This window comes from Neobacillus ginsengisoli (assembly GCF_030813055.1).
This window is the reverse complement of record NZ_JAUSTW010000001.1, coordinates 638,729-651,159: the sequence shown is the minus strand read 5'-3', so window position 1 is coordinate 651,159 and position 12,431 is coordinate 638,729. Positions and strand designations below refer to the sequence as shown.

Sequence of the window (12,431 nt, the reverse complement as noted above, 5' to 3'; positions counted from 1 at the left end):
GTGATTTTTAGCACACCACTGAGAATTATTTTCATAAAATACTATTCCTATGATGGAGGTCACATATTTGCAGTGAAATCACTGCTACAATGTATTTAAATAAGAATTAATAACATGAAGGTGATGTTAATGAAGCAAGAGGACATTGTAAAAAGATTATCTGTAGTTCCGATATTTAAGGAGTTGTCACCTGAGGAATTGGATCCAATAATAAGGATTTCACAGGCTCGTTTTTATAAGAGTAAGATGTATGTTTTTATGCAAGATGATCCACTTGACCGTGTATTCTTTATTCATACAGGCAAAATCAAAATTTACAAAACGGATTTATCAGGAAAGGAGCAAATCTTATCGGTATTAGAACCGGGAGAAATGTTTCCCCATGCAGGATTTTTTAGGCAAGGAAGCTTCCCTGCACATGCTGAGGTGATGGAAGATGCTCATCTTATCGTAATACCGATTGACAAATTTGAGGAAATTCTTATTTCCTACCCGGAACTTTGTATTAAGCTTTTTAAAGTGTTGGGAGAAAAGATTGTTGATTTACAAGGACGATTAGAGGCCCAAATCCTCCATAATACGTATGAGCAAATCATTTTACTTCTTATTAGATTATGTAAATCCAACGGTGACAAAATAAATAATCAATACAGGTTGACGACTCAATTTACGAACCGTGAACTTGCTAATATGATTGGCACATCCAGAGAAACTGTCAGCAGAACGATTAATTATTTAAAAAAGAAAGAATATATCAACCATGACGATGATGGCTATTATTTAATCGATCGGGAAGGTTTACAGCAAGAGTTGTTTTATTAAAATCTATCGATAAAAGCTGGTTTTTACTTTTAATTATCAGGAGATGTTATATTTATGGAACCACGAATCATTGAACTTGATGTCCGAGAGGATTTAAAGAATAAAATAGAACCGTTTCAGAAAATCATGGAGGTAATAAAGGAATTAAAAGATCGTGATATCTTTATCCTTCATGCACCATTTAAACCAGTACCATTATTCGCAGTATTAAAAGCAAAAGGCTTCACCCATGAAGAAGATGAGCTCGAGAAGGGTCACTGGAAGGTTAAATTTACTAAAAAACAAAAGTAAGAGAAGGTTTGGTGAATGGATATGATTATCGATAATCGCGGACTTGAGCCGCCGCAGCCAATGATGAGAACGCTTGCCGCATTAGAAAACCTAGGGGAAAAAGAGATATTAACGATCATAAATGACAGAAGGCCGATGTTTCTTTATGAACAGTTAGAAGAATTAGGGTTTCAGCAACGAACAGAACAACAAAACGACGGAAGTTTTAAAATTGAAATCTTCCGATAAGAAGGTGAACTTACATGCTTCCTCAGAATTTAGGAAGTGAAACAAATATTAAACTTCCATTTTCATTTATTATATTTAGCTTAATCGCTTTAGTCATTTCACAAATTCTCATACTTGTTAATGGTCAAATGTTAGTTGAGGGCAGCTTTAGAATTCCGGCTATGTGGTCCGCAGCCCACTTGCTAGTCTTAGGTTGGGCATTGATGGTGGTGATGGGTTCCATGTATCAGCTTGTACCTGTTGCCTTTTTAACAAAAATATGGAATGAAAAATTTGGTTTTATACAATTCTTCATTACCGCAACAGGAATTGTAACATTTGCGGGGTTGTTATATTGGGCACCGCAAAAAGCATTGGTTCCGGGGATTCTTACCCTTTTAGGAATTTTAATGTTTCTATTCCAAATGTTTATGACCTTGCGAAAACAGGCAAAACCGAATATCCTTACAGCTTTTGTAGGTACTGCGTTACTATGCTTGTTTATTACAATTTCCCTTGGGATTACATTAATATTTTGTCTAAAAACCGGGATAGGCTCTCAATATTATCAATCTATATTCAAAAGCCATCTAATAATGGGAGTAACCGGCTGGTTTACTCTATTAATTTTCGGATTTTCCTATAAAATGGTACCGATGTTTTCTTTATCCCATGGCTTTCCGATGGTTCTGGCAAGATACGTTTATGGCTTTTATGCAGCCGGTCTTATCATTACAGTAATTTCTTTTTTCTTCAATAGTGCTATTTTTTTAAAAATCGGATTTCTTTTGCTACTAATCGGATTCTCGATTTTTAGTTGGCATATAAGGATTATCATTGAAAAAAGATTGAAAAAAAAGCTGGATAAGCCGTTTATCTTCGCTTTATTCGCAATCGGTTTTGGGAATATCATACATCTTTCAGCTTTTATTCTATTATGGAGTAATCATTTTACAGCAGTTATTGGGCCGCTTATTTATTCTTATTTATTGCTCTGGATTGTATTAAGCATTGTCGGCTATTTATATAAAATTGTCCCGTTTCTATGGTGGACTTTTAAATACAGTAAGCAAATCGGAAAGCAATCCGTTCCTTCATTAAAGGAGATGATGAATGAAAAAATCGTTTTCCCTCTCTTTTCATTATTTGTTATTGCAGTATTGATCATTTTCTGTGCATTAATATTTAAAATAGCCATTCTCTTTACCATTGGCCAATTTGTCCTTTCTGTTGTCTTTATCATAATTGCATTAAGCATTTTAAGTGTAATAAAAAAATAGTGAGGTGTTTATCATGAATTTAAAAGAAAAAGTTCTAAAAGCGTTACACAGTGTTTATGATCCGGAGTTAAATATTAATGTCGTTGATCTTGGTTTAATCTATAATGTCGAAATTACCGATGAAGCTGACGTATTTATCACGATGACGTTAACAACACCCGGCTGCCCACTCCATGACAGTATTACTTCCGGGGTTCGCTATTGTGTGGAGGGAATAGAGGAAGCAAGGAAGGTGGAAGTCAATCTTGTATGGACACCTGCGTGGTCTCCTGAGAAAATGACACCTGAAGGTCTACGTTTACTGGGACGATAAAAGAAAAGGTCATGCCTTGGAGGTATTTCTACCTAGCAAGGATGACCTTTTTTTCTTTTATTAGCTTTCAATTGCCACAGTGGGCAGTACCTGTTTAATCTTTTCCAGGATTTTTCGATCCATATCGTCGTCAAGTAAAATATGGACTGACCCACGATCTGTTTCAGTTCGGATTAATCTGCCTATTCCCTGTCGTAAGCGAAGAAGCATATAAGGTAAATCCACTTCCTCAAACGGGTTATCGACTCCATTTCTTTTTGCAGTAAAAACGGGATCATTCGGTGGAAAAGGCAACGAAAAGATGATCACGTTTTCAAGCGACCTGCCGGGAATATCCAGCCCTTCCCAAAGATGAATGGAACATAGAATCGCATGCTCGTCATTTTGGAATTTTGAAACAAGTGTACTAATCTCTTCATTACCTTCAAAATAAATAGGATACATGATTTCAGTCGGTAAACTTTTCTTCAATTGAGACAATTCGTATTTATTGTTTAACAGAATAAGTGCTCTTCCTTCTGATTGCTGAACCATTTGAATGAGATAGCTGATTTTTTTATCCATATCATCTTTTGAGAATTCCGGAAGAAAAATCTTCATTTTTTCATCATATTCAAAGGGGGATGTAACTGAAAAGGAAAGATAGTCCTTTACGCCAAGGCTGTTTGCAATATAATCAAACGATTTTTGATTGGACAAGGTTGCTGATGAAAAAATAAAAGGTTTTTTCTGTGAGAACACCTCTTCTCTCATCACTTCCTCGACCATTTTTGGCATTATGACAAGTGTCCGTTCGCCTGCACTTTCTTCAAACCAAGTAATTCCATTCATTTCTTCAAGAAACAGTGATAAAGAATAGGTAATTTGCTCTAAATATTCTTCAACAATTTTTAACTCATACTCATTGATTACATATAACTCGCTTTCAAACACCAACTCTTCTTCTAATGCTTGAAGCTTATTCAGCAGCTTCCTTCCATATTTCATCACCAAAGGATGCTTGGTAATGATTTGTTTCTCAGAACCGTGAGATTCATTAGAGAATTTTGAAATCGTATCAAAAAAAGCTTCATTTTCTAATAGTGCCTCATCAATCGTATACAATGTTTTTTCACGAACTTCATTCTCCATCAGCCTTGTAAGCAATGTCTCCAGCGTATAATCTGTAAAGCGATAACTTAGCGCCTTCTGAGCTGCATATTCCAGTAGATGGCCTTCATCAAATACAACGGAAGAATGTTCCGGTAGAAGCGGAAGCTGGCCTTCACGTTTTCTCGATTCTTTTGTCCAAATATGCTCCATATAAAAATCATGCGAACAAATAATCAGATCTTCGGAATGACGGTAATAATCCCGATTCAAAGTAAGTCCGCAACGATGACGCTTTTCGCAAGAAAAACAATCCTGAAGTGAATCCCAATTGATTTCTCCCCATTTTTCATCTGTTAAGGATGGATAATCCTTTCGATCACCATACCTTTCAAACTGTTGCATTGACTCGCCAAAGTGAATAAAATCAGGAAGATCGTCATATAAATCAGCGATTTCATCACTTAAATCATTGTTCCTCACTTGATCTAGCTTTTTTAAACATAGGTATTGATCCCTTGATTTTGCCAATCGAACATCAATTTTAAGTCCCAATACCTTTTCCAGTTTCGCAATATCGCCTTCTTTTTTAACAAGCTGTTCAATTAACGTTTCATCAGCACAGGCAATCACGGAAGGCCTATTTGTATATCTTGCATACATTATGGCGTAAAGCAAATATACAATTGTCTTTCCTGTTCCGACTCCTGCTTCAGCGAACATTACCTTCTTATCTTTAAAAGCTTTTTCGAGCTGAAAAGCCATGAAAATTTGTTCATCCCTTAGCTCGAACCCTGCCTCAGGCAAAATATCATAAAATAAGTCGCCCATCCATTCACTTAATTTATCGTAAAATGTCTCATTTTTTGAAACGACAAATGGCATACGGCTTTCCATAAAAACCCTCCAAAAAAAGAATAGCGCCTTATCGTGGACGCTACCTTGTTATTTTATTTGAAATATCAAGCATTAAATACTGACGTAAAAAATAGAACTGCCAAGGAAAAAAATTTATTTTTCCTGATCTTTGCGTGGCGGTTTTTTCCCCCAATATTGATAGAGATCTGTCCGGATAAAGCCATTAAATAGCTTTCTTTTTTTTGTTGCAGGCTTGCCATAAAACTGTTCAAATTCTTCATTGGATGTCATGATATAAATGGACCAAGTATCAAGCTTACTGAATGCCTGACCCATTTCCTTGTACATATGCTCGACAGCTTTTTTATCCCCCAGTCTTTCGCCGTAGGGAGGATTTCCGACAATAACCCCATATTCCAGGGAGGTTGAGATATCTTTTACCTGCATTTGTTTGAAATGGATTAAGTCCCCAAGACCTGCCTCAAAGGCGTTTTCTTGTGCAATTTTCACCATCCTGTGATCTATATCAGATCCTGAAATATCAAGCGGCTGATCATAGTTTGCTGCGTCCTCTGCCTCTATTCTAACTTCATCCCATACCTTTGGTGAAATCCAATTCCAGCTTTCTGAAACAAATTCACGATTAAAACCGGGTGCGATATTTTGGCCGATCATTGCTGCTTCGATTGGAATCGTTCCAGAACCGCAAAAAGGGTCGATAAAGGGGCGGTCAGGCTTCCAATTAGTTAGCATAATGAGCGCAGCTGCAAGTGTTTCTTTTAACGGAGCCTCACCCTGGTCCACACGGTAACCGCGTTTATGAAGCCCTTGGCCGCTAGCGTCAATCGTAATTGTGGCTACGTCTTTTAATAGGGCAACTTCAATACGGTATAAGCCGCCCGTTTCCTCAAACCAGGTATTCCGTTTATAATGTTTTTTCATTCTTTCGACGACAGCCTTTTTTACGATTGCCTGGCAATCCGATACACTAAATAGCTTTGATTTTACCGACTTTCCAATCACAGGAAACTCTGCATCTTCAGGCAGAAAGTTTTCCCATGGCAGTGCCTTTGTCTTTTCAAAAAGCTCATCAAAAGTAAAAGCCTTAAATTCTCCAACCTTTATTTTAATTCTGTCTGCGGTACGAAGCCATAAATTACTGCGAGCAATGGCAAATTCATCTCCGGTATAGGTAATTTTCCCATTTTCTACTTCGCAGTCATATCCAAGTGACCGTACTTCTTTTGCAACTATTGCCTCAAGTCCCATTGCCGAGGTAGCTATTAATTGAAAGTTTCCCATTTTTTCACCCTTAACTTCATTCCTAATATGTATATTTTTCATTATGGACCAAAAACGATGGTCGAATGCATTTGCTAAAACTTAAACATATAAAAAGCCCTCCTCATCAGGAGAGCCTATATATGCGCATTACTTTCCCATTAATTACGTTCTGTAAGCCATGTTCTGTACCATAGTACTACAAACGACACAAAGTGTCTCGTACTTAGGTGGTAATCATCTATCTACAGATTCAGATGAATCTGTCCTTCTCCTCGTTCAATTCCTCAGAGAAAGTGCCCCTACCATTATTTGGGTTTCTCGCTCGTGGGGTTTACCCGTTCCACCCTTTTCATTTCTGAAAAGGCTACGTCACTGTGGCACTTTTATAGGTATTCATACCATATCCAAACGGACTTAGGTATTTTCCCGGCCGTCAACAAGGTGATTAGCCCTGCTGCCCTAGCTTATGAATTCGCTAGGCACGAACACTACAAGCATCTCAGCTCGTGCGAGCATGGACTTTCCTCTACAATTTGCAAGAAGCTTATTGCAGCAATTACCCGAACGTAATTAATGAATACATTTTTTATTATATGTGTTTCCTGCTGTTAATTCAATGTTTTTATTAGGAAAGTGTGGCACAAACTGTTAATCGTAAAGTTTATTCCCAAAAACATGCTTTTCAAGATTGGATAATCGTTTCAAAATATCAAAATTAGTTGTACCGGCAGGCTGCGATACAGGTTGTCTTCTTGAAGTTTCTTCGAGTTGTTTACGCAAACGAAGGTTTTCTTGCTGAAGATCTTCGATTTCTTGATGAAAGGTTTCATAGTCTTTAATAATAAAATCTAAAAATTTATCAACATCTTCTTGTTTATACCCGCGTACACCAGTCTTAAACTCTTTTTCCAATATATCCTTAGCTGTTAATTTCACTTTATCAGAAAGCATTCAAATCACCTCAGTATTCGCCAATCATTACCTATTATTTTTTCAAAAATATGTTCTTTTGTCAATTTTTCTTTTGTTTTTTCAATTACTTAATTACTAAAACCTATTTCTCACAATGATTATAGATATTAAAAATCCAAAAAAATTATTCAAAAATCTGAACTTTTAAATTCCTCTTCCTCAATAATCATTTGTAAATCATAAAATGTAATCAATCGAATAGGATATGTATGATGCCCTTGATAGTGTGAAGCCATTTCGTATAAGTATTTAGGGCTTCCTTCTTTTTCTTGATCGTACAAAAGGAGCATAGCGTTGCTTTTTTCAATAAAAAATTGATTTTTTATTCGAAATTGCCATGGTTTTTCATAACCTTTTTTGGTCACTGAATCAATGAAATCTGCCTGGGCAAGAATGGATTCATACCACTCCTTGTTATTTTCATTCCAAGATGCTTCTTGATCTAAAAAAGGAGTAATGATGGCCAACTTTAACTCAGGATAATCTAATTTCAACTCCACTACCACTTCAGCAGCCCAGAGTTCCACTCCCAGCTGACCGCTAATCAAGACCCATTCCAATCCTTCATCAATCATGGGAATTAATTCTTTCTTGATTGCTTTCTTAATAAATAAAACGGATGGATGGTCTTTTTGAAAAATCCCTAATTCAAAAGGTTTATAACCCGATATGGCTAGTACTTTATTCAAGAACGTTCTCCTTGATAAAAAAATTTTTTAAATAGGACAAACATTTTTTCAAAAAAATCATATCATATTAGTAACACAAATAAAAAAACAAGGGCTAATAAAGCCCTTGCAATTTTCCTTCAGTAAGGTCTAGGACCCATAAAAGGTACATTAGCAGGTACTGGTCCTCCCGGTACAAAACCAGGGCCAACTGCTCCATAACCCGGTCCGCAAGGCATAGGAGGTGGGCAACAGTTTATTTGCTGATTACATACCTCTTCAGCACATGATGCTGTTTCTGTACAGTAATGTTTATGTTGGAACATATGATGATTGATTGTTGTAACATGTGTTGGATGAATGTGCGGCACCACCGTTGTTGAGAACGTATGGTTCACAAATTGGTTAGTCGGATGAATGACTGGCGGCATAAAATTGGTTCCAAGATACATATTAAGCTCTCCCTTCAAATATTCTGTTTACATTAACAGCCTATGAAGGAAGGACTACTCTTGTACTAAGGAAAATACCTATTTTTACAAGAAAAGCGAAAGCGCCTTAGGCAGCTAGACAGTTCTCAAATTTGTATGTTTTCTTTATCCAATCTTATAGAAACGAATAAAAGCTATCTTTTAAACTTGTAAAAACAAAACCAGTCAAACAAACGACAATAAAAAATAAAAACAGAATTGCCTTATACATATTACCAGCTCCATATTGTTTTTTATAGTCGTTTTTTTCTCAATACAGTTTAACATTTTACCTTGTTTAACCATGATAAACAATATGGAATTTCTGGTTTTTTAATAGAAATATAAATATTTTGTTACAGCTTATCGAAGTATGCCGAAACATATTGTTTTTGCTATATTTTTGGCGAATTTTGCGTTTCCCGAGGAAATTTATCATATTTTAGCTTAAGCCTTTTCAATCTATGATCAAGCTGGTCAAGATGTAGCTTGTTGGAATGCTTGTCAATATTGATAGCTTTTTGACAATAATCAATAGCAATCTTAAAATCTTTTAGTCTATGTTCATGGATTTTAGCTAACTCAATGCACGCCTCAAGCATCATCTGCGGATCCCCCGAATTGACAACATCGGCAAACAAAATTCTTGCTTTTTCCCATTCTTTTTCTTTTTTTCGCTGATAGGCCAATGTTAGTTTCGCTTGAAAGGAAGTTAAATCACTTCCTTTGCCAAGCTTCGTCAATACTTTTTCCGCTTCGTGATTTTCTCCTAATGCATGATACCATCGCCCGACCTCAAAGGACTCTTTCCGTGTTTGTTTCTTGTCCATTCCACAAAGCTGGAAGGTAAGATGGGTGTACAAAGTAACAAGCGATAGGATATCGATTTCATTATGCTTAAGAATGCCAATCATGCCATCCGGCTGTTTACTTTCAATAAAATCAAAATAGATCATTGGGGCCAAAAATCCGGGAATGTCGTCAACTCTTTCTACCCCTAAAACTTCTTTTTCAACGATAGCTAATTTTAATCGCTCGAGTTTATGCTTCCATAATCTTCTCGCAGCATGAAACAAATCAAAATGGCCAAAAGCAGGCAGCATTGGAACATGCTCCCTTACGAGAGTATGTCTTGATTTTACTTGGGGCCAGTCAAACGATTTTCCATTATAGGTAACAAGTGTTTTATAGTTCACGTTTTCTAAAAAGCTTTGATATAAAGGAACTTCCGCGCCCGGATTTGGTAGAATATGCTGCCTCAAAATAAGCTGATTCCCTATAATACTGGCATACCCCAGCAAGAAAATCGTATTTCCAACCCCTCCGCCAAGTCCTGTTGTTTCTGTATCAAAAAAGAATAATTCTTCTGCACGATGCCCGTTCGCTGACAACGGATGACTGATTTTCCCTGTATTCCAGAGCTTAACTGCGGCTTGAAAGTCGCTGAAACGGTAGTGACCATGCTGTTGCGAGAGCGGATATCTTACTTCTCTGATTAGACAGTAATTTTGATCTAAGACATATGGAAAAACGTTAACCTTTTCCCAACTTTCACGGAACGGAACTTTAATGGCGGCGGATTCTGCAAACTTCGTTATTTTTTCTTCACGTAAGCCAACAGAAAGATGCGGTTTTAAACGATTTAATTTATTTTTCAATGACATTACTGCACTTCCCTATTCATTTTGGAAGGCTTTAAAAAGGCCTTGATAATTATTAATGCATCACTTTTTGCTGTTTCACTGACTAAATCAGTCCCAATGCAGGACGGACATCCCGAAGTGCACTGACAACCTGTTATCATTTTTTTTGTTTCTTCAAAAACCTCTGACATCCCGGAATGGATTTTTTCACTTAGGCCGATACCGCCGGGATATCGATCATAGAAAAAGATCGTAGGTTTTTCATTATGATCTGCCTTTACTTGCGGAATCACATGAATATCCTGAGGATCTGCCATTACGAATAGTGGAGCAATATGGTTTAAGGCATGCGCCGTCCCAACAAGCCCTTGCTCCAATCGTTCATGACCCATTTCTGCCAATGGCCGATTCAATGAGATCCACGCTGCATTCGTATGAAGCTCTTCTTCTGGAAGATGAATCGGACCGGAACCAATATTTTCATGTGTTTCAAATTTGATCTTTTTAAAAATGGTCGCCATTGCCCTGACACTTACGTCGCCATAACCGATTTCCGCATCTGCTATTTCCTTAAGCTTGTCCACTTCCAACACTTTTAACTGAACTGCTAGGTTCGCATCAGTAAAATAGTCAACATCCACTTCACGAACGAACGCCTTTTTTTCTTCCCAATCAAGCTTTTCCACCTGAAATTGTGTCCCCTGATGTAAATAGATTGCTTCATCATGAAGAAGAGTCATGCTTGAGAAACGGTCCATCTCACCGATCACTTTTACATTGGCAACATCTGATTGATCTACAATAATTACATTTTCTTGGGAAGCGGACCGCAAACTAATATTATGAGCAGGAAACGAATCGTTCATCCAATACCATTTGTCTCCGTTTTGATAAAGGACCCGTTCGTCTGTCAAATATTCCAGCAATTCTTCAGTTCCCAGTTTTCCAAATTGCTCGCCTACTTTAAAAGGCAACTCATATGCAGCACATTTCATGTGATCTATTAAAATAATTAAGTTATCAGGATTAATTCTGGCAGTTTCGGGGCTTTTATTGAAAAAGTAGTCCGGATTTTGGATAATATATTGATCAAGCGGACTGGAGCTGGCGACCATGATAACGAGTGCCTCTCCATGCCTTCTTCCTGCCCTGCCTGCTTGCTGCCATGCACTTGAAATCGTTCCCGGATAGCCTGTCATAATACATACCTGAAGCTGGCCAATATCCACTCCAAGCTCGAGAGCGTTCGTACTGACAACACCATAGATTTCACCTGAACGGAGCCCTTTTTCAATTTTCCTTCTTTCTGTCGGAAGGTATCCACCTCGGTAGCCCATAATGGATTTTGCCCCTAATTGATTTTTTACCAATTCTTGTAAGTACGTCAGAATAATCTCAACTCGTACACGGCTTCTAGCAAAAACAATCGTTTGAATTTTATTTTTTAATAGTTCACCGGCAATTTTCCGAACCTCCAGCGTTGCACTTTTTCTAATATTAAGAGGTTTATTTACAATCGGAGGATTGTAAAATAGAAAATGTTTTGTTCCACTTGGAGCACCATTGTTATCAATTAAAATCATTTCCTCTTCTGTTAACGTTTCTGCCAGCTCAAGAGGATTGGCAATGGTAGCAGAGGTGCATATAAAAACAGGATTACTTCCATAATAGCGGCAAATACGTTTTAACCTTCTGATTACATTCGCTACATGGCTCCCAAACACTCCTCGGTAGGTATGAAGCTCATCAATGACAACAAATTTTAGATTTTCAAAGAGCGAAACCCATTTCGTATGATGGGGAAGAATCGCAGAATGCAGCATGTCCGGATTGGTAATAACTACATGACCTGATTTTCTTACTTTTTGGCGAATATTTGCCGGAGTATCTCCATCGTAAGTATAGCTATTAATATCTACACCTGCAGCCTGGATAATCTCATTTATTTCACTTTTTTGGTCTTGAGCAAGCGCCTTCGTAGGAAACATATACAGTGCTCTGGCATTAGGATTATTTAGAATAGTTTGTAAAACCGGTAAATTGTAGCATAGTGTTTTTCCGGAAGCAGTAGGTGTAACAGCAACAATACTTCTTCCTGCTATAATTGTTTCATAGGCAGTTTTTTGATGGGTATAAAGCTGCCCTATTCCCTTACTTTTAAGCGCATCTATCAAAACGGTGTGTAAGTCCTCCGGCAAGACAACAGTTTTTGCCTGTTTTTCTTCAATGGTCCGCCATGTGATAATATTTTCATTAAATTGATCTTTAAGCTTTAAATCAACAAGTATTTCTTGTAAACTTTTTTTAAATTTCATCGGTCTCACCTCAATACCTATATTTTATCGAATAAACGTTCGTTACAAAAGGAAAATCGGGATATTTTCATTTAAAAATCCAAAGAATTTTTTCCAATTTAACAACAGAAATTTGTCTATTTTGTGAACAGTTTATTTGAACCAATAAAACGAGCGGGTATCTATTAAATTATTTTGTGATTTTTTGCTACAATAGGAGTAGATGTTTCATTTGAAGAG

12 protein-coding genes and 1 other RNA gene are annotated in these 12,431 nt (G+C 37.1%); 5 read left to right on the top strand and 8 right to left on the bottom strand.

Going from position 1 to position 12,431, the window contains the following annotated elements; translation table 11 throughout:
* Positions 1-129: 129 nt before the first annotated feature.
* Genes J2S10_RS03465 through J2S10_RS03445 form a run of 5 tightly spaced genes read left to right on the top strand, consistent with a single transcriptional unit; the run spans position 130 to position 2,913 of the window.
* On the top strand, positions 130-822 hold the full coding sequence (locus tag J2S10_RS03465; protein ID WP_307404388.1) for a Crp/Fnr family transcriptional regulator: 693 nt from the start codon (positions 130-132) through the stop codon (positions 820-822).
* A gap of 54 nt (positions 823-876) precedes the next feature.
* Positions 877-1,113: a DUF2249 domain-containing protein gene (locus tag J2S10_RS03460; RefSeq protein WP_307404386.1), complete on the top strand. Its 237-nt coding sequence runs from the start codon at positions 877-879 to the stop codon at positions 1,111-1,113.
* A 21-nt stretch (positions 1,114-1,134) separates the two neighbouring features.
* Positions 1,135-1,341, top strand: a complete 207-nt coding sequence (locus tag J2S10_RS03455; RefSeq protein WP_307405138.1) for a DUF2249 domain-containing protein — start codon at positions 1,135-1,137, stop codon at positions 1,339-1,341.
* 14 nt (positions 1,342-1,355) lie between these two features.
* A complete protein-coding gene (locus tag J2S10_RS03450) occupies positions 1,356-2,600 on the top strand; it encodes a hypothetical protein (RefSeq protein ID WP_307404384.1) in 1,245 nt (414 codons plus the stop codon).
* A gap of 13 nt (positions 2,601-2,613) precedes the next feature.
* A complete protein-coding gene (locus J2S10_RS03445; protein WP_307404381.1) occupies positions 2,614-2,913 on the top strand; it encodes a metal-sulfur cluster assembly factor in 300 nt (99 codons plus the stop codon).
* A 60-nt stretch (positions 2,914-2,973) separates the two neighbouring features.
* On the opposite strand, the gene J2S10_RS03440 is transcribed toward J2S10_RS03445, so the two are convergent.
* From J2S10_RS03440 to J2S10_RS03400, 8 genes are all read right to left on the bottom strand, one after another.
* Positions 2,974-4,899: an ATP-dependent DNA helicase gene (locus J2S10_RS03440; RefSeq protein WP_307404379.1), complete on the bottom strand. Its 1,926-nt coding sequence runs from the start codon at positions 4,897-4,899 to the stop codon at positions 2,974-2,976.
* A gap of 114 nt (positions 4,900-5,013) precedes the next feature.
* Positions 5,014-6,162 (bottom strand): THUMP domain-containing class I SAM-dependent RNA methyltransferase, encoded by a 1,149-nt coding sequence (locus J2S10_RS03435; RefSeq protein ID WP_307404376.1) that lies wholly within the window; start codon positions 6,160-6,162, stop codon positions 5,014-5,016.
* A 149-nt stretch (positions 6,163-6,311) separates the two neighbouring features.
* An RNA gene (gene rnpB, locus J2S10_RS03430) (RNase P RNA component class B) lies at positions 6,312-6,712 on the bottom strand.
* An 80-nt stretch (positions 6,713-6,792) separates the two neighbouring features.
* Positions 6,793-7,095: a cell division regulator GpsB gene (gene gpsB / locus J2S10_RS03425; protein ID WP_307404374.1), complete on the bottom strand. Its 303-nt coding sequence runs from the start codon at positions 7,093-7,095 to the stop codon at positions 6,793-6,795.
* A 149-nt stretch (positions 7,096-7,244) separates the two neighbouring features.
* Positions 7,245-7,805 (bottom strand): SLOG family protein, encoded by a 561-nt coding sequence (locus J2S10_RS03420; protein ID WP_307404372.1) that lies wholly within the window; start codon positions 7,803-7,805, stop codon positions 7,245-7,247.
* Between the two features lie 119 nt (positions 7,806-7,924).
* Positions 7,925-8,236, bottom strand: a complete 312-nt coding sequence (locus J2S10_RS03415) for a CotD family spore coat protein (protein WP_307404370.1) — start codon at positions 8,234-8,236, stop codon at positions 7,925-7,927.
* 413 nt (positions 8,237-8,649) lie between these two features.
* The gene (locus J2S10_RS03405; protein WP_307404366.1) at positions 8,650-9,918 is read right to left on the bottom strand and encodes a ribonuclease H-like domain-containing protein; all 1,269 of its coding nucleotides are present in this window, start codon (positions 9,916-9,918) and stop codon (positions 8,650-8,652) included.
* A complete protein-coding gene (locus tag J2S10_RS03400) occupies positions 9,918-12,212 on the bottom strand; it encodes a DEAD/DEAH box helicase (RefSeq protein WP_307404363.1) in 2,295 nt (764 codons plus the stop codon). The genes J2S10_RS03405 and J2S10_RS03400 overlap by 1 nt, the downstream gene beginning before the upstream one ends.
* Positions 12,213-12,431 lie beyond the last annotated feature (219 nt).

Coding starts and splice junctions, on each gene's coding strand:
- J2S10_RS03455 (WP_307405138.1), top strand. CDS start 1,135: ATGATTATCGATAATCGCGGACTTGAGCCGCCGCAGCCAATGATGAGA.
- J2S10_RS03435 (WP_307404376.1), bottom strand. CDS start 6,162: ATGGGAAACTTTCAATTAATAGCTACCTCGGCAATGGGACTTGAGGCA.
- J2S10_RS03405 (WP_307404366.1), bottom strand. CDS start 9,918: ATGTCATTGAAAAATAAATTAAATCGTTTAAAACCGCATCTTTCTGTT.
- J2S10_RS03400 (WP_307404363.1), bottom strand. CDS start 12,212: ATGAAATTTAAAAAAAGTTTACAAGAAATACTTGTTGATTTAAAGCTT.
- J2S10_RS03440 (WP_307404379.1), bottom strand. CDS start 4,899: ATGGAAAGCCGTATGCCATTTGTCGTTTCAAAAAATGAGACATTTTAC.
- J2S10_RS03415 (WP_307404370.1), bottom strand. CDS start 8,236: ATGTATCTTGGAACCAATTTTATGCCGCCAGTCATTCATCCGACTAAC.
- J2S10_RS03465 (WP_307404388.1), top strand. CDS start 130: ATGAAGCAAGAGGACATTGTAAAAAGATTATCTGTAGTTCCGATATTT.
- J2S10_RS03460 (WP_307404386.1), top strand. CDS start 877: ATGGAACCACGAATCATTGAACTTGATGTCCGAGAGGATTTAAAGAAT.
- gpsB (WP_307404374.1), bottom strand. CDS start 7,095: ATGCTTTCTGATAAAGTGAAATTAACAGCTAAGGATATATTGGAAAAA.
- J2S10_RS03450 (WP_307404384.1), top strand. CDS start 1,356: ATGCTTCCTCAGAATTTAGGAAGTGAAACAAATATTAAACTTCCATTT.
- J2S10_RS03445 (WP_307404381.1), top strand. CDS start 2,614: ATGAATTTAAAAGAAAAAGTTCTAAAAGCGTTACACAGTGTTTATGAT.